The sequence below is a fragment of the Aeromonas sp. JL9 genome (assembly GCF_024436075.1).
GTDB lineage: Bacteria > Pseudomonadota > Gammaproteobacteria > Enterobacterales > Aeromonadaceae > Aeromonas > Aeromonas veronii.
On the sequence record NZ_JANFNV010000016.1, the window covers coordinates 39654 to 63371 of the forward strand.

Annotated in this window: 19 protein-coding genes; 5 read left to right on the plus strand and 14 right to left on the minus strand. The window is 61.5% G+C overall.

Annotation, left to right across the window (positions count from 1 at the left end; translation table 11 throughout):
• Positions 1–2 precede the first annotated feature (2 nt).
• From NOM06_RS12955 to NOM06_RS12975, 5 genes are read right to left on the minus strand one after another with little or no spacing between them, the layout of a single operon-like run.
• The gene (locus NOM06_RS12955; RefSeq protein WP_255911872.1) at positions 3–551 is read right to left on the minus strand and encodes a pilus assembly protein FlpD; all 549 of its coding nucleotides are present in this window, start codon (positions 549–551) and stop codon (positions 3–5) included.
• A gap of 11 nt (positions 552–562) precedes the next feature.
• Positions 563–1960: a type II and III secretion system protein family protein gene (locus NOM06_RS12960; RefSeq protein ID WP_255911895.1), complete on the minus strand. Its 1398-nt coding sequence runs from the start codon at positions 1958–1960 to the stop codon at positions 563–565.
• Between the two features lie 19 nt (positions 1961–1979).
• Positions 1980–2870 carry a Flp pilus assembly protein CpaB gene (gene cpaB, locus NOM06_RS12965; protein ID WP_216977364.1) on the minus strand — a complete coding sequence of 297 codons (891 nt, stop codon included), beginning with the start codon at positions 2868–2870 and terminating at the stop codon, positions 1980–1982.
• A gap of 9 nt (positions 2871–2879) precedes the next feature.
• Entirely contained in the window at positions 2880–3293 is a 414-nt protein-coding gene (locus NOM06_RS12970) for a prepilin peptidase (protein ID WP_255911874.1), read from the minus strand.
• The gene (locus tag NOM06_RS12975; protein ID WP_005350403.1) at positions 3293–3496 is read right to left on the minus strand and encodes a Flp family type IVb pilin; all 204 of its coding nucleotides are present in this window, start codon (positions 3494–3496) and stop codon (positions 3293–3295) included. Before NOM06_RS12975 ends, NOM06_RS12970 begins: the two co-directional genes overlap by 1 nt.
• Before the next feature lie 557 nt (positions 3497–4053).
• Here NOM06_RS12975 and NOM06_RS12980 point away from each other — a divergent pair.
• The 4 genes from NOM06_RS12980 to NOM06_RS12995 all read left to right on the plus strand — a co-directional run bounded on the left by NOM06_RS12980 (position 4054) and on the right by NOM06_RS12995 (position 8705).
• The gene (locus tag NOM06_RS12980; protein WP_255911875.1) at positions 4054–6723 is read left to right on the plus strand and encodes a DUF1566 domain-containing protein; all 2670 of its coding nucleotides are present in this window, start codon (positions 4054–4056) and stop codon (positions 6721–6723) included.
• A gap of 1 nt (position 6724) precedes the next feature.
• On the plus strand, positions 6725–7429 hold the full coding sequence (locus NOM06_RS12985; protein WP_255911876.1) for a DUF1566 domain-containing protein: 705 nt from the start codon (positions 6725–6727) through the stop codon (positions 7427–7429).
• A gap of 125 nt (positions 7430–7554) precedes the next feature.
• Entirely contained in the window at positions 7555–7893 is a 339-nt protein-coding gene (gene bamE, locus NOM06_RS12990) for an outer membrane protein assembly factor BamE (protein ID WP_005337980.1), read from the plus strand.
• A 182-nt stretch (positions 7894–8075) separates the two neighbouring features.
• A complete protein-coding gene (locus NOM06_RS12995) occupies positions 8076–8705 on the plus strand; it encodes an NAD(P)H-binding protein (RefSeq protein ID WP_255911877.1) in 630 nt (209 codons plus the stop codon).
• A gap of 146 nt (positions 8706–8851) precedes the next feature.
• On the opposite strand, the gene NOM06_RS13000 is transcribed toward NOM06_RS12995, so the two are convergent.
• On the minus strand, positions 8852–10546 hold the full coding sequence (locus NOM06_RS13000) for a pyridoxal-dependent decarboxylase (RefSeq protein WP_255911878.1): 1695 nt from the start codon (positions 10544–10546) through the stop codon (positions 8852–8854).
• Between the two features lie 222 nt (positions 10547–10768).
• Positions 10769–11785, minus strand: coding sequence for a lipoate--protein ligase A (locus NOM06_RS13005; RefSeq protein ID WP_255911879.1), 1017 nt, complete (start codon positions 11783–11785; stop codon positions 10769–10771).
• A 430-nt stretch (positions 11786–12215) separates the two neighbouring features.
• Between NOM06_RS13005 and NOM06_RS13010 the strand changes: the two genes are divergently transcribed.
• On the plus strand, positions 12216–14678 hold the full coding sequence (locus NOM06_RS13010) for a diguanylate cyclase domain-containing protein (RefSeq protein ID WP_370688922.1): 2463 nt from the start codon (positions 12216–12218) through the stop codon (positions 14676–14678).
• A gap of 50 nt (positions 14679–14728) precedes the next feature.
• On the opposite strand, the gene NOM06_RS13015 is transcribed toward NOM06_RS13010, so the two are convergent.
• Genes NOM06_RS13015 through NOM06_RS13045 form a run of 7 tightly spaced genes read right to left on the minus strand, consistent with a single transcriptional unit; the run spans position 14729 to position 23713 of the window.
• On the minus strand, positions 14729–15928 hold the full coding sequence (locus NOM06_RS13015) for an ABC transporter permease (RefSeq protein ID WP_255911880.1): 1200 nt from the start codon (positions 15926–15928) through the stop codon (positions 14729–14731).
• Entirely contained in the window at positions 15928–17142 is a 1215-nt protein-coding gene (locus tag NOM06_RS13020; protein WP_255911881.1) for an ABC transporter permease, read from the minus strand. Before NOM06_RS13020 ends, NOM06_RS13015 begins: the two co-directional genes overlap by 1 nt.
• Positions 17143–17832, minus strand: coding sequence for an ABC transporter ATP-binding protein (locus NOM06_RS13025; RefSeq protein ID WP_069554752.1), 690 nt, complete (start codon positions 17830–17832; stop codon positions 17143–17145). It lies immediately after the preceding gene.
• Positions 17825–18964 (minus strand): efflux RND transporter periplasmic adaptor subunit, encoded by a 1140-nt coding sequence (locus NOM06_RS13030; protein WP_255911882.1) that lies wholly within the window; start codon positions 18962–18964, stop codon positions 17825–17827. The genes NOM06_RS13025 and NOM06_RS13030 overlap by 8 nt, the downstream gene beginning before the upstream one ends.
• Before the next feature lie 27 nt (positions 18965–18991).
• Positions 18992–22168, minus strand: coding sequence for an efflux RND transporter permease subunit (locus NOM06_RS13035; protein ID WP_255911883.1), 3177 nt, complete (start codon positions 22166–22168; stop codon positions 18992–18994).
• Positions 22161–23201, minus strand: coding sequence for an efflux RND transporter periplasmic adaptor subunit (locus NOM06_RS13040; RefSeq protein ID WP_255911897.1), 1041 nt, complete (start codon positions 23199–23201; stop codon positions 22161–22163). Before NOM06_RS13040 ends, NOM06_RS13035 begins: the two co-directional genes overlap by 8 nt.
• Before the next feature lie 41 nt (positions 23202–23242).
• Positions 23243–23713, minus strand: coding sequence for a YeeE/YedE family protein (locus tag NOM06_RS13045; RefSeq protein ID WP_255911884.1), 471 nt, complete (start codon positions 23711–23713; stop codon positions 23243–23245).
• Between the last annotated feature and the right edge of the window lie 5 nt (positions 23714–23718).

The window sequence follows — 23718 nt, forward strand, 5'->3', positions numbered from 1 at the left end:
ACTTACTCCCCGGTCGTCTGCTGTTTCTTGGCCGATTTGGCCTTGCCCTGATAGAGGCGCTGTACCGCGCCGGCATCGAGGGCGCTACCACTGCCGTCATAACGGGCACCACGAGCCCAGTGCTCGCCATGGCTTTGGGCACGATATTGATTGCGCAGCACCAGACAGGCGCTGACAGGGGCTGACGCCCCGCCTCTGGTATAACGGCAGCTATCCGGCTGCAAGGTGGCATCGAGTTGCACCTGATAGTCACCTTGCCCGGTCGGGGTGAAGATGAGGCGGGTATCAAGCGCCAGCCACTGAGCCAGCTGCTGGCGCAGCGCCTCCGGCGTTGGCGCATGGCTTGCTGGCTGCGGCCCGCTGATCTGCAGCGTGACGGTGCCCGCCTCCAGCCGATTGGCCAAAGGGGCCAGTTGCCATTGCAACTGCTGTTGCAACTGCGACGGGGCAACCCGGAATTGCAACTGATCCTTGAGAGGGGAAGCCGGAGGTGGAGTGGTACAAGCCAGTAGCGGCAACGTCATGGCCAGCAACAGCGTCTCTTTCAACATGGTCATCCTCCTCAGTAGCTGTAGCCATAGTTGCCGAACAGGCGGGTTGTCTGCGCCGCCGGCAATTGGGTTGACCCCATGTCGGTGAAGAACAGTCGCTCGAAACGACTCGGAGCCCGATAGTGATCCAGCGGCGTCGACAGGGAAAGGGGATCGCTGGTGGGCTGCACCAGACGGGCGGTGGCGATGATCACCAGCTCGCTCTCCTGATTTTTGAAGCTGTTGCTGCCAAAGAAGGGGGCCAGCCCGGGGATCTCTCCCAGGAAGGGCAGTGCTTCGTTATTCTGGTTGCGATGGCTGCGCACCAAACCTGCCAGCGCAAAGCTCTGGCCGTCAGCCAGCTCGATGGTGGTGGTGGTACGACGCGTCTCGATGCCTGGTACCACGACACCGGCAATGGTGACGCTGTTCTCCCGGCTCAGGGTCGATACTTCCGGGGAGACCGTAAGGCTGATGCGATTGTTGTCCAGCAGGGTCGGCGTCAGCTCCAGCGAGATGCCGAACTTCTTGAACTCAATCTCGGGCCCGTTATCGCCGTTGCCAACCGGAAAGGGGAACTCACCGCCGGACATAAAGGTCGCCGCCTCTCCCGATTTGGCCGTCAGGTTGGGCTCGGCCAGTACATTGACCAGGCTGTTTTCCACCAGCGCATCGATGATGGCGTTGATGTAGACCACATCTTTCTTGCCGGTCCAGCTGCCTCGCTCCAGCGGCTTCGGGAAACGGTTACCCGGCGAGACACCCAACTGCAGATACTCACCCATAGCGCTCCAGCGCAGCCCCAGCTGTTCACTGGTAGTACGCTGCATCTCGACGATGCGCACCGATATGTTGATTTGATCCGATCCGGCCAGTCGCAGCTGGTTGATGACATTGGCGTACTGACCGCTGCCCCCACCGGCTACTGCTGCACCTTCATCCTGATTACCCGCCTGAGGCGAAGGGGCCATCACTGTACTCTGGGCGACGGATTGCGGTTGCAGTCCCTTGGCAAAGCCTTCCACCATGCTGAGGATTTCATGCGCCTGCAGCGGGCTGGTCACCTCTCCTGCCACTACGATGGCACCGCCCGACTCGCTAAAGGTGAGTCGACTCTGGGGGAAATGCTGACGGGCCAGCTGTTCAAGCGGTGCGAGATCAGCGGCTACGGTTACCCGATAGTGACCCAGGGTTCGGCCATCGAGGGCAGTCACCACCAGATCGGTGTTGCCCACCTTGCGGCCATAGATCAGCAACTGCTGATCAGAGGGGCTGTGCACTCTGACCAACTCCGAATTGGCCACAAATGCATCCAGCACAGGTTCATCAAAATTGAGCAGGGTGGATTGCTCGGGAGTGAGCGTCAGGCTCTCGGCGGCTGCGGCCCAGAGCGGCAGCATGGCGAGCAATATGGCAAATGTTCGCAACATCATTTCCTTTCTGTGTTGATTAGGGTTGACGGGTTCGGTCGTTACCGTCGCCATAACTGATCTTGACCCCATGACCTGGAATGGCTCTCGGGTTCTGGCCGCGAGCGACCTGTTCAGCCCATATCAGACTCCCCTCCGGCAGCGCCATCGCAGGGTTGCCCGCCGGTGCGCTCTGTGCCGAACGCAGTACCAGAGCCAGCTCTCCCAAGCGATGTGCCAGCAACAAGCGTGCTGCCGCCCGAGGGGGCAACTCGAAGGTCACGGCAACCTGGTCGAAGTTATCCTGTGCCGCAGGATTGCCGTTGAGCGCGGCGATATCGGTCACCTGGGCATCGATGGCCAGCAGCTTGATATCGGTCAGAATGATCTCGGCCGACTGATTGCTGGTTACCTCTGCCCCTTGGGCATTGTGTTGACGCGCATGCTTGCTGGTGAGGATCACATCCACCCGGTTACCGGGCCGGATCAGGCCGTGGCTGGCCGCCTCCCTCCCCAACGCCAGCGTCACCGCTCGCATGCCCGGCGCCATCATGGCGGAGAGATAGTGACTCTGCTCGGGACGAACCAGATCATCGGCAGAGACTATCTGGCCCGCCTCCAGCGTGCGGGTCACCAGACTCCCCTTGAGGACCTTGGTATCGGTAAAACCAAACAGAAAGAGACCCGGCAGGTTCCTCTCTTCGGCTTCGGGAAGGGCTTGCCAGTGCAGATCTTCGGGATGGATGAAAGAACCGGCCTGCACCCGATGAGCGGCAACCAGTACTTGGGCCACCCGATCCGGCGCTAACGATTCTGCGGGCTGATCCCGTGGGGATGCACCGCTCTGCGGCGCAGGTTCAGCTGGCCACAAGGTAGCCAGCATCGCCGCCAGCACCAGCAGTGCAGCGATAAGCAAAAAGAGTTTCTTCATAAGGTGTGACTACATAAATAGAGGTGTGGTCAGAGCTGCCGCCCAGAGGATGGCAAACCCATAAGGCACAGTAGTTGGATTGGGTGAAGGGCACAGGCGGCTATGGATCAAACACACCAGGCTGAGCAGGCCACCGGAGAACACCATCAACAGCAATAATTCGGGCCATTGCTCGCCTGCCCCATAGAGGCAGACCGCCAGCAACTTACTGTCCCCGGCGCCACACCAGCCTCGGTGATAGGCAACCAGCCCCAGCAGCAAGGTCAGTATGGCCAACACCAGTGACAGCGGATTGAACGGCAACAACCAGCCAACCCAGAGAGCCAGTACCAGCACCGCCAGATTGGGGATCCGCCGTTCGAACAGATCACTGACCAGACACCCGCAGGCCATCAGTATGGCGAGCCATTGCCCCCACGCCATCACTTGCCAGCCGCGTCCATATTCAACCCGGCAACAATGGCGGTGAACTTCTCTTTCAACGCCGTGATGAAGATCCCGTCCGAGCCAAATATGGCCAGGATCCCGGCCGCCAACCCGGCAGCCAGGATGCCGTACTCAATGGCCGTGGCACCGCTTTCATCCTTCAGGTAGTCACGAAGGTAATCCCAAACTCGCATCGTCATTTTTTGTCCCTGTTTTTTTATGCCTGAAATTAAACAACGACAAGATGATATTGAGATCGCAAACGAGAATCAATATCATTATCGCAAAATGAAATAATTCGCAGAGTGAATTTGCCAATCTAACGAAGTTAACAGCAAAAGCATCTGCAATGAGTTTCATTTATGCGCTAAAAACCGGACTTGGCAGATTAATAATCTAAACAACAATAACGGAGTCGAACGTGTTCAGGACAACGAAACCACTGCTGTTGCTCCTTTGCTGTGCCACATTGCTGGCATGCAAGGCAGAGCTGGGCAGCCCCGATCAGGCGGGAAATAACGCAAGCAACAGCGGAGGAAGCGGTAGCAACCAGCAACCCACCACACCGGATAGCGGAAGTGGCAACAACCCGGGCACAGCTGGAGGTACTGCCAGCGGAGGAAGCACCAGCAGTAGCAGCGGAGGGAGCTCAGGTAGCGGCTCGGGAACAACGTCACCAGACCAATCGGGCCAACCAACAACGGGGACAACACAGCCCGCCCCACCCACCTCGCTGGATCTGGCCGGCGCACTGCCGTTGACTCACGAACAGGGTGGGCAATTTGATATTCAGCTCTGTGCCGACAAGGTCTGCGTCACCCAGAGCACTCAGGCTGATGGCAGTTTCGGCTTCAAACTGAAATTGAGCCAATGGCCACAAGACAAGGCGCTGCACCTTGTCGCCAGCCACCGTCAGAACAGCACGCTATCCCTCAGCAGTGAATTGCCAACGCTGACACAACTGCTTAAACAGGATCAAAACGGGGATGGCATCATCACCGAGCAAGAGAGTCCTCGCCTGCACCTCTCCCCCATGCCGCTGGCATATCAGAGCATCATGGCGGCGCTGCAAAAGCAGGAGGGAAAACAGGATGTCTCTAGCCAGCTCTTCAGTGACCCTCATCTCAATCACCGTTTTGCCCGAGATCTCACCGCCTTGCTGCAGTTGACCCTGAACGGCGATATGCCGAACCCGGCTCAGCAGCTCGGTGAGTTGGCAACTGCACTGGTCAGCCAGCAACAGTCCAACCCGACATCCACCCTGTTTGAACACCTGACGACACTGGCCAGCAGCCAAGGCACAACATTACCTGACGACGCCGAAGCCCGGCTGAACGATGCCCTCGCTGCCATGGAGAAACTGGATACCCGTACAGCGACCTACCAGCTGCTCACCACCTTCTACCCACAGCGCAAACTGACCTTGCTGGGACAATTCCCCTCTCGTCTGAGCGAAGCATCGGTATCGGTAGAGATCGGTGCCAAACCCAACCACGATGGGCTCAATGCCCACTATTTCAAACCCGAACGCCCCATTCGGCCACAACGGCTTGCAGTGATGGCCCAGAGTGGTCAGATGCAAGAGTCTCTTCCTATCAAGCAGGGCAACCAGTACAGCATCACTCTCACGCTCGCTGACCTCAACAACAGCTTCGCCAGTTGCAAACCGGGCAGCAGCGAGACCAGTGATGATCTGATGGAAGACACCCTGACCCTGGTGGTACAGGATGCCAAGAGTGAGGTGGAACTGCGCTCGGTGCTCGGCTCTTTCTGCGAGCTGGTCAAGCGCGATGAAAATCGCGATGGCATGCTTGGCGCCAACGAATACCCGCGCCTCAATGTGGGCTATACCACCACGGCGCAGTGGGCTCTGCTGCTCAAAACCACACTCAGTGCCGGCATGGGCTCTTTCCTGGACTGGCAAGCCTGGACCCTGGCTGAGCTGGATCAAAAACTCAAGGCACTACCGAGGCATCAGGTTGAGCTACTGGCAGCCATGGTTGCCCTGCAGGCCGAGGGGGAGCTCTGGCAGCAACCTGTCAACCTGATCGAGGGCACTGATTTTCGCCAGCAACTGCTGAGCTGGCTGGAGATCAACATGGCCAATGAATATTCAACCGTGTCCCGCAACAATCAGATACCGGACCTGTTCAAACTGGAAACCACCATCGCCGAAAATAGCGGGCTGGGCCCCCTGTTGAATGCCAATCCAGACAAGAACATCTCCCATATCATCAAGGCGGCGGCCGGTCTGATCCGCAACTCGGAAAGCGATGCTCTTCTCTATCCCGGAACCAGCACAGCGGGTAGCTGGCTCACCCCCTACCCCAACAGCCCCATATCCCCCGTCTGTCAGCGCGAGGTGTTGTCAGATCAAGTGATCGGCCTGGCTATTCTGGGTCAGGGCCGTGATCAGGATGGCAGCCACTGGGTCACCCTCGGCTGGCAACCCCAGGAGGGAGTGAGTCAGTATCGAATTGGCTGGGGGAAAACCCCGTTTGAACATATTGAAAACGCCGAACAGCAAAACATCAGCCAGCAGACTCGCATCACCCTCAAGGGTCTCCCTCACTATCAGGACTACCAGATAAGAGTGATGAGCGAGGGTGGCACCATCAGTGCCCCACTGACCTACCGAGCCGGGCAGTTGCATGTGGCCGATACCCGTATCACCCACAGCATGGGGCTGGATGATGGCAAGCGTGGCCGGGACCTGGATAGCCGCTGCGATCCCTTGAGTGGACAAGCGGTCAACAGCAATCTGGATGGAGTGCTCGGCGCTCGCTACATCAAGCTGGACAACCGGGGAGAACCGCTGCCACGCCAGGATCTCTCCTACAAACAGATGCCGTTTGCCTGCGTGGCCGACGCCCTGAGTGGGCTGGTGTGGGAGACCAAGGTACAACACAAGGATGGCGAATCTTCCCTGCACGATGACAAAAGCCTGTTTGCCTATGACGATATCCAGAGCAACAACGCCTTCAACGGCAGCTGCTATGACCCGCAAAGTGGTGCTCTGGCCAGTGACCGCAGCCGCTGCAACCTGAAACGCCAGATAAGCCAGGTCAACCAGAGCAAGCTATGCGGCCTCTCCAACTGGCGCGCCCCCAGCCAGCAGGAGTTCTACGGCATCATGACCCTGACCCGGGATAACCCCATTGCCCTCGACACCCGCTACTTCCCATTCAATTCAGGACTATCTGTCACTTATGGTCAGTGGAACGCGGTAGAGACGATCTTCTACGGCTTCTGGACCTCGGATGTGATGCCGGTCAGTCGCCCCATCGGCACCTGGGAGAAAGATGACGGGGGGCCAGATGCTTACCAGGTTCGCCCAACTACCCAGCTACGTGGCAGCATTGCCCGCCAGTATCAACCCCACCACGTCATGCTGGTGAGCGATGGCTTCCAGGTCACAGGAGAATAAAATGCACCACTCTCTCTTCCCTCTATTACTAACTGCCGCCCTGTTGCCAGTAGCAAGCCAGGCCCGTGTATGTCTGCCTGGCTATCAGGACGATAATACCCGTTTCGTTAGCGAACTGATCGACACGGCCGAAGGCAAGCTGCAGGTGGTCAACGACAAAGCCACCGGTCTGCAGTGGCTCTACTGCCCCTACGGCCAACAAGTCAGTGATAATGGCTCTGGCTGTGAAGGCATGCCTGAGGTGATCAACAGCAGAGCAAACCCGAGTGACAACCCCTTGATGACCATCATCATGCAGGCCAACGACCGGCTGAACACCCCTGCACACCCTTGGCGGGCCCCAGACATCAAGGAGCTGTTTACCCTCTACAACCCTCAGTGCCAACCTGGTACCTACAGCGCAGTGGGCTTTCCAGACCCTCAGCTGGCCGCAGATACTGAAACCCTCAAACAGCGTGCGTGTGAAGCCAGATATGATCCGGTGACCAATGAATATATTGAGCCGACTGAAGAGCAGGCACAGGCTTGCAACAAGCTCACCGAGCAAAGCAATGCCTTAACCATGATCCAGTTTATTTCAGACAGTTCCTCCGGAGATGGATACAACTACCTTCAGTTCGAACCATCACATGAAGTGTTTAATGAAGGCGGTTACAGTGCACCTATGCTTAGGCTCGTCAGGCCAACCCCGAACCACAGTGAATGACGCCGTACTGGCCAAAGGGGGTTAACTCCCTTTGGCTATTTTTGCCTTGGCTTTTTACTTCCGCCAAGGGAGTAGGTATGATTCGGCCAGCGTAAAAAGACTTGAATGGATGATCTGAACTCGATATGCGGATGAAACACCTGATTGCCGCGGCTTTGACCGCCCTCACCCTCTCCGGTTGCAGCCTGGTCTATCGTATCGATATTCCCCAGGGCAACTATGTGGAACAAAAACAGGTCGACAAACTGCGCCAGGGGATGACCCGCGAGCAGGTCAGCTATGTACTGGGAACCCCCATGCTGCGCGACGGCTTTGACCCCAACACCTGGTACTACCTCTATGAATTCCAGCCAGGCCACGGCGACAAGGAGCGCAAAGAGCTCACCGTCACCTTCGCCAATGACAGGCTGACCACAGTGACGGGTGACTTCCCGCTGCCAGCAGCTTTCAATACCCCGCTCTGATATCCCGCAAAACCGGCCTCGCGCCGGTTTTGTTTTATCCAGCCCCGCGTTATGCATCCTGCCCGTGATCCTGTCAGGGGATACAGTGTCATCTCCCCCATTGCAGCTACCCGCAAATTGCCTGATGCTGATGAGCAGCCACCATGGCATCAACACCATCGAATGACACAGGGAGAATCCCCATGAGCCGGATCCTGATTGCCGGGGCCAGCGGCCTGATCGGTCGCGAACTGGTGCAGCAACTGCCTGCCGAACATGAACTGACCCTGCTCTGTCGCAAGCCGGGCAAGGAGGCGCACCACTGGCTGCCGGTCAATTTTGATGATCTGGCCAGCGTCACCCTCTCCCGCCCGGTCGATATCGCCTTCTGTGCCCTCGGCACCACACGTAAGGAGGCTGGCTCTGCCGAGGCGTTTCGCCGGGTCGATCTCGACTATGTGGTCGCCTTTGCCGAACTGGCCCGCCGCCACGGTTGTCAGCGGCTCATCGTGGTCTCGAGCATGGGGGCCAGTGCATCGTCCCCGGCTCTCTATCCGCGAACCAAGGGAGAGATGGAGCAGGCACTGCTAGCTCAATCCTGGCCACGGCTCGCCATCGTACGGCCCGCCATGTTGCTCGGGGATCGCCAGCCACCGCGCCTCTCCGAGCAGATTTTTCAAACCATCTACCCGCTGTTTCGGCCGCTGCTGGTGGGCAAGCTCACCCGCTGGCGCGCCATCGAGGCCAGTCAGGTGGCCCGCGCCATGATCGCCCTCTCGAAACTGCCCGCCGGGTGCGAGATTATCGAAAACGAGCAACTGCTGGCCCTCTGAACCCGGCCTTCCCCACTACTTAAGCTCTATGCCGTAAAAACAGCAGGGCAAGCCAATTGGCTTGCCCTTTGTCTATCTGTTGGCGTGATACACCCCAACCACCTCTTGCCACTATTGACTGCCGTCGGTGGTCAGGACGAGCGCCATCAACCGCGGATATGGTCGATAAAGGCGTCGATCTGCTCGCGAGTGCAGGCGGGGTTCATAAAGACTGCCTTTTCCCCAGCGATGTAGGAGTACTTGCCGCGGGCGTCATAGTCGGAGTGGGCCACCGCCTCCACCCAGTTGGTGTAGAGCCCCACCTTGCCACGCCCCTTGAACAGGCTGCGGTGATAGTCGGTGTTGCGCTGCAAGCGCGCCTTGTAGGCGGGATCGCTTGAGCGGGCCAGCTCGAAGGCGAACTCGGCCTCCGGATCGCTCACCCACTCGGGGTTGTAGATCTTGAAGCCGACACTCGGCCCCTGATTCTCCTGCGCCACCAGCTTGACGTTGCCCAGCTGGCTTAACCGGAAGCGGAAGTAGTTGGCATTTTGCAGGCAGTGGGCCAGCACGGTGCGATACCCCTCGACCCCCATATAGTTGAGCGCAGCATAGGCACCAAACAGACCGCTCGCGCCGCGGGAACACTCGATGGTGGATTGCAGGTGGGTCTGGCCCTGAATGTCCCGCTCGAAGTAGGAGAAGTTCTCCGGGTCATTCTCCATCGCCTTGAGGTCATCCTGCTCCTTGAGCATCACCAGACTGGAGGTGTAGGGCACATAGCCCCACTTCTGGAAGTCGACGGTAAAGGAGTCGGCATATTTGAGCTCGGCAAAGCGCGCCACGTTGCGCTCGACCCCCGCCAGAGTGGCGCTGTTGATGGCGAGCGGGTTGGCGGCAAAGTCGTAACCCAGGAAGAAGATCATCGACCAGCCGATGGCGGCATCGACGTGGATATGGGGCTTGATCGCCACCTCGAACTGCTCGCAGAGGCGATTGCGCAGCTCGAATACGGGTTTCACCTGATCCACCCCGAAAGTGTCGGTAGTGCCCATGGTGAGCATGATGGTGGGCACCACGTGTTTCAGGGCAAAACAGGCGGTCAGGGTGCGCTCGAGGTGGTCGAGATCGATGTCGTTGTTCTCGCCGACCTGAATGCGGATGGTCTTGTTCTCGATGTCCACCCCGAGCAGGGAGAGGTTGGTAATGTTGGAGTAGTGACCGCCCTGGGAGTTGATGATGCGGTAATCCTGGTAGTGGCCGAGCCCCTTGTGCTTGGCTTCCGGCAAGGTTTTGCGAATGCCGAGCAAGTAGCCATAGAGGTTACAGAAGGTCCCCCCCTGGGTGAAGATGCCGGTGGCGCGAGCCGGGTCGTAACCCGCCAGCAGCGCAATCTGGCGCACTACCTTCTTCTCCAGCTCCTCGGCCACTCCGGCATATTCGGAGTAGACCAGATTGGGGTTGGCCAGAATACCCATCTGGGCGCCATAGATAGCGGGGTCCGCCGACATGGTGATGACGTTCTCGACGCTGGAGGGGTTCTCCCAATCCTTCGACAGAGCGGCGGCAAACAGCAGCTCGGCCATGGGCTCGCTCGGGGTGCGCATGGTGGCGGGCACCGGCATGGTCTCGCAGAGATCGGCCAGGCGGGCGCGGCCATCAGGCCAGGCATTCAAACGGGCATCGGGAGCCAGGCCACGGGCCCGAAATTCATTGAGGGAGGCAAATCCGGGTTCGCGAAAAACGGGCCAGAGATCGGGATTGCGCGAGAAAAAGTTGGCTTTGACTGTGGCGAAACGGGCGGAAAAATCGGGGTGGACGGCATTGACGCTTTCGTCTTGCAGATAAACTAAGTCACTCATTTTTATACCATTAGTACAGCAAATGTGCGGCCGTTATACCCCTGTACCAGCGGGGCCGACAGTGACAATATCTAATGGCCTACCCTACTTTTTGTCATGTATCAGCCATCACAAGGGCTGGCAAAAAGGCGCCTTTGAGGCGCCTCTTTATATTTCGTGATCTTGCTCCCATCCTGGCTGACAGCGCCCTCACTAACGGACCGCCATCAGCACAGCGCCCCCTCAACGCAGGCAGGTCAACAGCCACTCGGCAAACTCCCCCAGCTCGCTCTGCTGCTGCGGGAAAGCCGCCAGCCAGGGCTGCAGACACGCGGCGACAGCGTCCGGTCGATAGCCGCAACCCGCCAGTTCGGCCGCCAGCAGATCAAACGGGGCCGGCTCCAGAGTATCGCTAAAGAGCTGCGCCCGGGTGATAACCCCCTTCTCCACATCAAAGTGCAGCTCCACACCGCCCCAGCTGAACCGCTCCTCCAGCAGATGGCTGAACGCCGGAGCATGGCCATAGTTCCACTCCCAACTGCGCTGGCGGGCGAAGGTCTCGGCAAAGCCCGGCAGATCCGGCATCTGCTCGGGGGAGATATGCTCGGGCTCAACTCGCGCACCGTAATGGTGGAAAAAGGCCTCGACCAGCGCCTCGCTCACCTGTTGATGGTCGATCCCCGGCAACAGTTCGCACAGATTGGCCACCCGGCTGCGCACCGAGGTGATCCCCTTGGCCGCCAGCTTCTTGGGGTCGGGGTTGAGGTAGTTGGCGAGCCGGCCGAGATCGGCATCCAGCAGCAGGGTGCCATGGTGGAACCCGCGATCCAAAGTCTCCCTGTAAGCCGACCCCGATACCTTGCGCTCCCCGTCCGGGGTCGCCACCAGCAGATCGTTGCGACCGGAGGCAAACGCCTCGATCCCCAATCCCTTGAGCCCGTTCAGCACGATGGCGGTGGAGACACTCTTGTCATACTCCGGCTTGCCCGCCATAAAGGTGAAACAGCTGTTGCCAAGGTCGTGGAACACGGCGCCACCGCCACTGCTGCGGCGGGCCAGGGTGACCCCGTCCTCTTCCATGCGGCGGGTGTTGCACTCCTTCCACGGATTCTGGGCACGACCGATCACCACGGTATTGGCGTTGCGCCAGAGGAACAGCACCCGCTGGCCGGGGTCCATCTGACGGAAAATGCACTCCTCAACGGCCAGATTGAACAGGGGATCGTGAGAGTCGGAGACAAGCAGACGCAAGCGGGACATAAAAAGACCTTATCCGGAACTGGGGACAGCATGATAACACTGACGGGGTACCATCACTGAGCCATCGCACATTAACCGGTGCGCAGCAGCCGCGACACATTTGCGTCACACCTGACCACCCCATAAAAGTATCTATTGATATAACGACACAACTTGACGTGCAACCACGGAAAAAATGCAGTTTAGCCACAATGATAAAAATAAAGACGGGAAAAAGTGGCTAGAATGCGACCACTTCGATAGGCCATATGACTCTCTTATTGGTCACATAACTTGCAAAAAAACGGCATGTATCCATCCCGTGTGATGAACGACACAAAAATGACTTTCCAATCCCCCTATACCCCCTTGCAAACGCCTTTTCTCCCCTTGCAGGTGACACAAAATTGCTTGAATCTAGCCTAGACACCGCTCCCGAGAGAAACGTTGTATGACGGAGAACGCAGCCCCCCGCCAGCCCCTCAGCTGGTTTCTGCCAATGCTGGTCGGTATGGTCATCGCGACCCTGACCTCTCCCCCCGTGCGAGCCGGCGAGCAGGTCATCGTCCAGTTGCCGTGGCAACACCAGTTTCAGTTTGCCGGTTACTACGCGGCCATCGCCAAAGGGTTTTATCGGGAGGCCGGTCTGCACGTCACCCTGCGCGAAGCGGACTCCCGCACCGATGTGGTCAGCGAGGTGCTCTCGGGAAAGGCCCATTTTGGCATCAGCGGCAGTGATCTGCTGCTGGATCGGGCTGCCGGTCGTCCGGTGGTGGTGCTCGCCGCCCTGCTGCAGCACTCGCCGCTGATCCTGCTCACCCTGGATCGGCCAGATATTCGCAACCCGGCCGATCTGGCCAACAAGCGACTGATGCTGGAGCCAGGCTCCAACGAGCTGCTGACCTACCTTTCCCACCAGACCCGCAGCCGCGACTGGGTCACCCTCCCCTACAAACAGGGGATACAGGCACTGCTGGCGGGCAAGGTGGATGCCATCAGCGCCTACAGCACTACCGAGCCCTTCTATCTGCAACAAAAAGGGATCCCCTATCGGGTCTTCAGTCCGCGCACCATCGACTTTGACTTCTACGGCGACAACCTGTTTACCTCCGAGCGGGAGCTGATCACCCGACAGGATCGGGTCTACGCCTTCCAGCAGGCCAGCCTCAAGGGGTGGCGCTATGCGATGGACAACCCCGAAGAGATGATCAACCTCATCATGGAGCAGTACCCGACCGGGGCTGGCCGTGAACAGCTGGAGTTCGAGGCTCGTGAAACCAGAGCGCTGATGCAGCCGGATCTTGTCGAACCGGGTTATATGCAGCAGGAGCGCTGGCTGCAGATCGCCAAAACCTATCTGGAGGCGGGCATGCTCACGGTATTGCCCAACCTCGACCGCTTTATCTACGACCCGGCGCAGGAGCGGCTGCGCCAGCAACGACTGCTGCTCGACAAGAGCGTGGCGGTGGCCATGCTTATTACCTTTACCCTGATGACCCTGCTCGGCATCTTCTTGCACCTCTATCTGCGCCTGCGTGAGGAGGCGCGGGATCGCCAGCGGCTGACCCGTGAACTGGCCCAGAGCGAACAGCACTATCGCTTCGTGGCGGAGAACAGCGCAGATGTGATCTGGACCATGGATGCCGCCAGCTTGCGCTTTCGCTATGTCAGCCCGGCCATCGCCCCCCTGAGCGGCTACGAGGCCCCCGAGCTGTTTGCCCTGCCCCTCAAACAGCTGCTGCCGGATGCCTCAAGGAAACTGCTGCGTGAGGAGATCTCCGCAACCCTGGAGGCATGGCAACGGGGAGAGCATGACCAGACCCGCCGGGTCATTCGCACCCAACTGCGCCACAAGGATGGCCATCTGGTGGCCACCGAAACCATCACCACCCTCCATGGCAACCACAATGCCCAGCCGGAGGCGATCCTCGGGGTCACCCGGGATATCACCGAGCGGGCAGCACGGGAGGAGATGATGCGCCGTCTCGCCTTCTACGACCCCCTCACCGGGTTGCCCAATCGCCGCTTGCTGCAGCAACGGCTCAAGGAGCTGATGGAGCAGGAGACGCCCCGTCCGCTGGCATTGATGTTTATCGATCTCGATCACTTCAAGCCGATCAACGACACCTTCGGCCATGAGACCGGGGATATTCTGCTCAATATGGTGGCCGAGCGGATGAGCCACTGCGTGCGCAAACAGGATCTGGTGGCACGGCTGGGGGGCGACGAGTTCGTTATCTTGCTGCCGGAGAGTGGCGACGAAGTGCTGGCGGTGGCCGACAAGCTGCACCAGCAGCTGCGCCATCCGTTCCAGCTGGAGGGGCAGGAGCTGCTCATCTCCAGCAGTATCGGGCTGGCGCTCTATCCCGAGCACGGGGAGGATGCCAAGACGCTGATGCACCACGCCGATCAGGCCATGTATCAGGCGAAGAATCGCGGCCGCGGCCGGGTCTGTCTCTTTACCGAGGGCCTTGATCCCGCGCAGGGCGCCCTGCTGTGGCAACCCGGCCACGAGTGCGGTCACCCGCGCATCGATGCCGAGCATCGCCAGCTCTTCGTATTGACCAACCGGCTGCTGGAGCGGATGAAAGATCAGCACGAGGCTCCTGCCCCGTTTCTGGAGAGTCTGGAGAGCCTGTTCGACATGGCCCGCCATCACTTCGCCTTTGAAGAGCAGATGCTGGCGGAGATCGACTATCGGGAACTCATCAGCCACCGTCAGGATCACCAGCGCCTGCTCAACAAAGCGAGCCAACTGCTGCACGCCGCCAAAGCGGGGACGCTGGGCAACGACGAGCTGCTCAACTTCATCATTCAGGAGCTGGTGGTCGGCCACATGAGTCAGGCGGATCGCCGCTACTTCCCCCTGTTCAGATCTGAGCGCAGCGTGCCGATTGCGGAGGTGGTCACCTAGTCCCCCCTGTTCAGACCCGAGCGTAACGCGCTTCTTGCGGAAGAGGCGATCTAGTCACCGCGCAGGGCAACTACTGGGTCAAGACGCACTGCCCGCAGCGCAGGAGCGACCCCGGCCAGCAGGCCAACCAGGGCGCTGCAACCAAGCGCCAGCAGCAGATAGAGAGGATGGAGGCTGAGCGGCAAGCCCGCCGCCAGCAGGGTGAGCAGCAGTTTGAGCCCGCCGAGCAGGGCCAGTCCCATGGCCCCGCCCAGCAGCGCCAGCACCACGGCTTCGAGCAGGAACAACAATAGAATGCGCCGCTGTGGGCAACCCAACGCCATCAGCAAGCCCACTTCGGGGATCCGCTCCTGCTGGGCGATGCTCATGATGCTGAAGATACCGACCGCCCCGATCAGCAGCGAGATAATGCCGAGCCCGCCAACCGCCAGCTTGATGATGGAGAGTATCTTGTCGAGGCTGGTCAGCATGTCCTGCTGGGAGGTGAGGGTGAAATCCTCGGCGCCGTGGCGGGCGATCAGCAGCCGCCGGATCTGAGCGGTGATCTCGGCCTCCGTCTGCCCGGCGCGATAGATGACATCGATCTCCTGCAGCCCCTCCTTGTTGAACAGCGCCTGGGCGTGAGCGGCGGGCAGATAGATCATGTCGTCCAGATCAAAGCCGAGAAATTGCCCCTTGGGGGCCAGCACCCCGGCCACCCGAAAACGGCGATCACCGGCGCGCAATAGACTCCCAGGCGCATCGCCACCGGGAAACAGCTCAGCCGCCACCTTGGCCCCCAGCACCGCATAGGCGCGGGGCATGGCACTGTCGTCCGCGGGCAGAAAACGCCCCTGCACCAGGGTGAGTCGCCAGCCGGAGAGTGCCGCCGGACCTGTGCCCAAAATGGCGGTGCTGCGGGTGAGCCCGCGGCTGCGCACCTCCCCTTGCCCCTGCACCACAGGGAGCGCCGCCTCTACCCCTGCCAATCTGGCGAGGGCATCGGCGTCCTCCAGCAGCAGGGGACGACTGCTGGAGAGGATACCGGGCGGGCCGCCGGCGGTCTCTGTCTTGCCCGGGGTCACGGCGATCAGCCGGGTGCCAAATTGGGAGAAGCTGTCGAGCAGATAGAGCCTGAGCCCCTCGCCGATGCCGGTGAGCAGGGTCACCGAAGCGATCCCGATGGCTATCCCCAGCGCCGACAGCAGGCTGCGACTGCGCCCCGCCAGCAAGGCACTCCAGAGCCAGAACAACAGATCAGCGGCGCGCATCAGCCACCGCTCCATTGCCCGCTGCGCAGGCTGCTGACCGGATCTTGCCGTGCCGCCCGGGAGGCGGGCAGCCAGCTAAAAAACAGCCCGGTCAGCAGGGCCGCCGGTATGGTGCAGAAGGTAGCGAGCAGAGGGACCGCCGCCGGAAATCCGGGCCAAATCACTCCGGCGAGGGCAACCAGGGCGTAGCCCAAGACCGTTCCAAACAGCGCGCCACTGCCGCTTAGCAGCAGCGCTTCCCACAAAAACAGCTGGCGGATCTGGCGACTGTCGGCCCCCAGCGCCTTGAGCAGGCCGATCTCGCCGGTGCGCTGGCGGGTGCTGATCAGCGCCAGATTCATCATCATGATGCCGGAGACCAGCAGGCTGATGGCGCCGATGCCGGCAACGGCCAGGGTGAGGGTCGAGAGAATGGTGGAGAAGGTAGCCAGCATGGCGTCACGGCGCACCACGGTCACATCGAGCACCCCGTGGCGCCCCTGCATCAGCTGCTCCAGTCGCTTGACCAGCGGCGGCACCGCTTGCCCCGCCAGCGGCTGGATCAGCAGCCGAAACAGCCCCTCGGTATTAAACAGCCGCATGGCGCTACCGACCGGGATCAGCGCGGCTTCGGCCATGTCCATCCCCAGATTGCTGCTCTGGCTGGTGAAGACCCCCACCACCCGAAAGCGGCGATTGTCAAAACGCAGCCACTGTCCGACCGGATCGACCTGACCGAACAGCTCACGGGCCACCTTGGCCCCGAGCAGAACGGCCGGGCGATCCTCTGCGGGATCCCCCGGCAGCCAGCGGCCGGAGAGCAGCTCCAGCCCGTGGGTATCGCGCAGCCCGTTGCTGCTGCCAAGCAGCATGGTCTGGCGCAGCCGCGCCCCCTGTTTGGCCTCGGCAAAGCCCATCACCAGCGGCACCAGCCGCACGTTTGGCTGGTGCTGGCCAAGGTAGTGCATGTCATCGAGGGTGATCTGCCGCAGACTGTTGCCGGTGACCGGCGGCAGCCCGCCGGTGGTCTCCTTGCGGCCTGGGAACATCACCAGCAGATCCTTGCCAAGGGAGCTGAACTGGTCGGCCACATAGCGCCTCGCCCCCTCCCCCAGCGCGGTGAGCAGCAGCACCGAGGTGACGCTCAGACTCACCGCCAGGATCAAGACCAGCGCCCGTGAGCGCTGGCGCAGCAGGGCCACGGCGGCAAAGCGGATCACATCGGGGCGCCGCATTCAGCCACCGCCGCTATCAATGTTGATGCGGCCATCGTTCATCAGGATCCGCCTGCCCGCCCGATCACCGAGGCGCGGGTCGTGGGTTACCACCACCAGCGTGATCCCCTGCTCCCGGTTGAGCTCCTCCAGCAGGGTAATCACCTCCTCCCCGGAGCGGGAGTCGAGATTGCCGGTGGGCTCGTCGGCCAGGATCAGCCGCGGCGCCATTGCCATGGCCCGGGCGATGGCTACCCGCTGACGCTGACCACCGGAAAGCTCGGCAGGGCGGTGTCCGGCCCGGTTCTCCAGCCCCAGCTCCCCCAGCAACTGCTGGCTTCGGCGATGGCGCTCGGCGGGGGCGATCCCGCACAGCATCAGCGGCAACTCGACGTTTTCACGGGCGGTGAGGCGGGAGATGAGGTGAAACGACTGGAACACGAAGCCGATGCGATGGCCGCGCAGCTGGGCCAGCGCCGGCTCTGACAGGGTGGCGGTATCCTCCCCTCCCAGCCAGTAACGCCCCTCATCGGGCCGATCCAGCAGCCCCAGCACATTGAGCAGAGTCGATTTGCCGGAGCCAGAGGGGCCCATCACCGCCAGATACTCCCCCTCGGCAACCCGCAGGGATACGCGATCGAGGGCGGCCACCTCGCTCCCACCCAGAGTGAAACGACGGCTGACGGCATCAAGGCGAATGAGATCACTCATCCGTCTGCTCCGTGGTGGCGCTGAAAGGGCCCTCCCCGACAATCTGTCCGGGCTGGGCTGCCAGCCGATCACCGGCGGCGAGCCCCTCGGCCACCTCAATCCAGTTCCAGTTCTCCACGCCCCAACGGGGCACCACCCGCACCAGCTTATCCCCTTCCAGCCGCAGCACACTGCCATCGTCGGCCCGGCTGCTGGCCGCTACCCGCAGCACATCGGTGGCGCGGGTCACCTCGACCTCAAGGTCGGCACTGTAGCCAATGAGCAGGGGGACATCGGTGGGCAGGGCAGTGAGTGCAGCCTCCACCTCCACGGTGCGGGCCTGCTTCTCCAGCTCCTTCACATAGGGGGCGATGCGGGTGACGGTGGCGGCAAAATCACGCCCGGGCATGGCGTCGAGCAGCACCCGAGCCTGCTGGCCCACCTTGAGGCGGGCAGCATCCACCTCATCGATGGGGGCTGAGACATACAGACACTTATCATCGATAAGATCGATCACCGGAGGCATGGCGACCCCAGGCGGTGAGGGGGTCATGTATTCGCCCAGCTTGCTGTTGACCTCCGCCACCACCCCGGCAAACGGCGCCAGCAGGCGACGCTCGCTCAAGCGAGCCTCCACCTGGGCGACCTGCGCCTCGTCGACCCGCTCCTGCTGACGGGATGCCTGACAGACATAGCGGCGGGTATCGGCCAGATTCTGGGCCTGCTCAGCGAGGGTGCGGGAGGTGAGATTTTTGGCCAGCAAGGTGGCCAGCCGGTTGGCCTCCCGCTCGTAGTAGGCCGCCTCGCTGCAACGCTCCTCGCGCTGGGTCTTGCCAAGGGCCTGCTGGGCACGGGCACGGGCAAGATCGGCGTGAATGTCGTCACTCCAGAGGGTCAGCAGCAGATCTCCCTGCGCCACCCGCTCCCCAGCCTTGACGGCGATCTGCTCCACCACGCCGCCTCCGGGCAGACTGAGCCCGGCCCGCTGACACGACTTGATGGTGCCAGCCCGGGTGTTGACCACAGTGACCAGCACATCCCCCCGCCCGACCTCAGCCAGCCTGATCGGCGTCGGCTGCGGTCGCCACCACCATGCTGCCGCAGCCACCGCTACCACGGCGCCACTTCCCCACCACAACCAACCTCTCTTCATCGCGCATCCTTTCGCTAGTGACTCCCGTCATGAGCGTCGGGAGAGCAGGGCATAATAGAGCAAGGGTATCACCACCAGGGTGAGCAAAGTGGAGACCAGGATCCCGAAAATCAGGCTGATGGCCAGTCCGTTGAAGATGGGATCATCGAGGATAAACAGGGCCCCGATCATCGCTGCCAGCGCCGTCAGCATGATGGGTTTGGCCCGCACCTGCGCCGCTTCGATCACCGCCTGCTCGAACGCCACTCCGGCGCTGCGCTGCTGCTCGATAAAGTCCACCAGCAGGATGCTGTTGCGTACGATGATCCCGGCCAAGGCGATCATCCCGATCATCGAGGTAGCGGTAAACTGGGCCCCCAGCAGGGCGTGGCCCGGCATCACCCCTATGATGGTGAGCGGAATGGGAGCCATGATGATGAGTGGCACCAGATAGGAGCGGAACTGGGCCACCACCAGCAGATAGATGAGGATCATCCCCACCCCGTAGGCGATACCCATGTCGCGGAAGGTCTCGTAGGTGATCTTCCACTCACCGTCCCACAACAGCGCCACCTCCCCCAGCTTGTCGGGCTGCTGCACGTAATATTGGGGCAGGTCGATATCGGCACCGGCGGCAAACATGCCGTAGAGCGGGCTGTCGGTGTGGCCACCCATGTCGGCCACCACCATCACCATGGGCTGCATGTTCTTGTGCATGATATAGCTGGGGGCCACCTCATCACGGCGACTCACCAGCTCGGAGACCCGCACCAGCTGGCCGCTCTGGCTGCGCACCTTGAGGGCCAGCACACCCGCCAGATCCCGTTTGTCACCGGGAGCCAGTTCGATGCGGATCGGCACCGGATACTTGGCGCCGTGACCCTGCAGCCAGCTGGCATCCTGATAACCCACCCCGCCATTGAGGGTGTTCACCAGATCCCCAAGATCGACCCCGAGCAGGGCCGCCTTGCTGCGATCCACCACCAGCCGCCACTTGGGCTGCGGGTCGGTCAGATAGATATCCACATCCACCAGATCCGCCGTGGCCACAAAACGGGCCTGTACGGCGCGAGCGGCCGCTTCGCGGGCGGCCTGAGTCGGGCCATAGATCTCGGCAACGATGGGGGACCAGACCGGCGGGCCGGGGGGCACCTCTACCACCTTGAGGTTGCCCCCTGCCGCACTGGCGATGGCCTGCAGCGGCTCCCGAACCGACTGGGCAATCTGGTGACTGCTGCGATCCCGCTCATGCTTGTCCACCAGATTGACCTGAATATCCCCCACGTTGGCGCCGCTGCGGATAAAGTAGTGGCGCACCAGCCCGTTGAAATTGATGGGGGCGGCGGTGCCGGCGTAGATCTGGTAATCCTTCACCTCCTCCACCTTGGCAAGCTCCCGCCCGACCGCCAGCAGGGTGCGCTCGGTCTGCTGCAGGGTCGCCCCCTCCGGCATATCGAGCACCAGCTGAAATTCCGACTTGTTGTCAAAGGGGAGCATCTTGAGCACCACCCACTGCACCACCGGCATGGCGGTGGCGGCCCCGACCAGCAGCAACACCACCAGCCAGAGTTTGCGTCTGGCGCGCTTGGCGCCATCACCAATCAGGAAAGGGGTCATCAGCCGGTGAAAGAGGCCTGCCTTGGCCTCGCCGTGGGCACCGTGCGCCTCCCCCTTGAGTAAATGGCTCGCCAGCCAAGGTGAGAAGATAAAGGCCACTAGCAGGGAGATAAGCATCCCCATGCTGGCATTGATGGGGATGGGGCTCATGTAAGGGCCCATCAGCCCGCTGACAAAGGCCATCGGCAGCAGGGCCGCGATCACGGTCAGGGTCGCCAGTATGGTCGGCCCCCCCACTTCGTCCACCGCCCCCGGAATAAGATCCTTGAGCGCCCCCTTGCCCAAACCGCGATGGCGGTGGATGTTCTCCACCACGACTATGGCGTCATCCACCAAGATGCCAATGGAGAAGATCAGCGCAAACAGCGACACCCGGTTGAGGGTAAAGCCCCAGGCCCAACTGGCAAACAGGGTCAGCGCCAAGGTGATAACGATGGCAACGCCTACCACCAGCGCCTCGCGCCAGCCCATGCTCACCAGTACCAGCAGCACTACCGCCGTGGTGGCAAAAATCAGCTTGCCGATCAGGGTGTTGGATTTGGTCTCGGCGGTGACGCCGTAGTCCCGGGTCACCGTCACCTCGACCCCGGCAGGAATAAGCCGATTCTTGAGACTCTCGACCCGCGCCTCCACCCGCTTGGCCACATCGACCGCGTTCTGGCCCGGCTGTTTGCCGATGGCCAGGGTCACCGCCGGATAACTGGCTTGCCCCATCCCCATCCAGCTGCGCTTGGTCGGAGTCTCCTGACCCAGAGAGACCCTGGCCACATCCCCCAGATAGACCGGCTTGCCGTCGTGCAGCCCCACCACCAGTTCCCTAGCCTCCTGCTCGCTTTGCAGGAACTGCCCCACCTGCACCTTGATCTCACTGTTGTCCTGCTCGATAACCTGTGTCGTGCCCACCCGATTGGCGGCGGCAAGTCGCTGGCTCAGCTCACCCCAGCTGATGCCGTGGGCGCTGAGGGCCGCCGGATCCGGCATCACCCGCAGCACGGCGCTCTGACTGCCCAGCGTGTAGATATCGCGGGTACCGGGAATGCGCTTGAGTTCGGTCTCCAGCTCATGGGCGACCCGGGTCAGCTCGGGTGCCCCCAGTTGCTTGCTCCCCTCTTTGTTCCACTCTTTGCTCCATAAGGTCAAACTGACGATGGGGACATCGTCGATCCCCCGGGGTTTTACCAGTGGCTGACCGACCCCGATCCCCTGTGGCAGCCAATCGCGGTTGGACTCGAGCTGGTTGTTGAGATCGACGATGGCCTGCTCGCGGCTCACCCCCACCTTGAACACCACCACCAGCAGGGCGCCATCGGGTTGGGAAAAAGAGTAGAGGGTATCAATGCCCTTTATCTGGGAGACCACCTGCTCGGCAGGGGTGGTAACGAGAGAGGCCACTTCAGCCGGGCTGGCTCCCGGGAAGGGAATATAGACATCGGCGAAGGTGACATCGATCTGCGGCTCCTCCTCCTTGGGGGTCACCAGCACTGCAAACAGACCGAGCAGCAGCCCCACCAGCGCCAGCAGCGGCGTGATGGCCGAGCCCTGAAACAGCGCAGCCAGCCGACCGGCAGGCCCCAGCCTCTCCTTGATGCCGTTCAGCTCGCTACTCATGGGCCACCTCCTGCTGCTGCGCCCAGGCATCGGGGGCCAACTTGTCACCGGCTTGCAGGCCGGCCAGGATCTCACACTGCCCTTCAAAGCAATGGCCGACCCGCACCGGCGTCAGGGCCCAGCCAGCGGGCTGCTGCAGATAGACGCCATTGAATTCCCCTTGCCGCAGCAGGGCGCGATCCGGCACCTGCAACACCTGACGTTCACCCTGCTTGAGCTGCACCTTGAGCCACATGCCGGGCAATACCCCGGCGGTTTGCGGCGGCAAGTCGAGGCGTAACCTGAAGGCGTGGCTCTGGCTGTCGGCATAGTTGAAGCGGGTCAATTTGACCGGGGTAACAGGCTTGCCATCCGGCAGCAGCACCTGCACATCCGCAGGCTCACGAGCCAGCGTCAGGGCGGATTGGGGCAACTCCACCTCCACCCGCAAGGTATCGAGGGAGAAGCCGGAGAGCAGCGGGGTACCGGGGGCGACAGTCTCCCCCAACTCCACCAGCCGTTTGGTCACCACTCCGGCGTAGGGAGCCAGAATGCGGGTATAACCGTAGGCCTCGCGGGCTTGAGTGAGAGCCGCATCGGCAGCATTGACCTCGGCGCGGGCGGCGCGATCCGTCGCCTGGGCATTATCGAGCTGGGCGCGGGTGATCACTCCCTTGGCGATCAGCGCCTGAAAGCGGGCGAGCTGGCGCTCGGCTTCCACTTGCTGAGCCTGCGCCCGCGCCAGCCGCGCCTCGGCCCCCGTGACGGCGGCAAACTGCTCCTTGCCGCTGATCTCCAGCAGCGGCTGCCCCGCCTGCACCTGATCGTTCACATCCACCAGCATGCGGGAGACCCGGCCGCGGGTCTGGGCCGCCACCGTCCCCTGATTGATGGCACTGACGGTGCCATCCAGCGTCAGCCAGTCAGTCACCGGCAGTGGCGCTACTGTCAACAGGGGCTCTGGCTCCCCGTCCGCGGCAAAGGCCAGGGGGGATGTCATGGCCTGCGATGTCATCACCAACAAGGTAATCCCCAGCAACCGGATCTTTTCCATCATTACTCTCCTTCCCTGGCGTAATCTGTCACTTCACGGGATCAGCCGGTATGGGACTGGCACACCTTATCCTTTCCCCGAGCTGGCGCCTTGCTCAGCACCCTGGCCAGCCCTCTGTCAAACAGCAAGATCCCGGCCACCATGGCCGCAATAAACAACATTATCATGGGCTGCCCGCTGGAAATGAGACTCAGAGCCGGCCCCGGGCAGATGCCCACCAATCCCCAGCCGATGCCAAACAGCGCGGCCCCGCCGATCAGACGGCGATCCAGCCGGGGGGCTGGTACGGCGACGATGGGCTCCCCCAGCACGCTTTGGCGGCGGGGTTTCACCAGCAGAAAATAACCCGGCATAAAGACCAGCAGGGCGCCCCCCATCACGAAGGCGAGGCTGGGATCCCAGGCCCCTGCCAGATCGAGAAACCCGGTAACCCGGGCGGGATCCACCATGTCGGAGATGGCCATCCCCAGCCCGAACAACACACCCGCAAACAAACTTGTCAGCAACTTCATGGCGA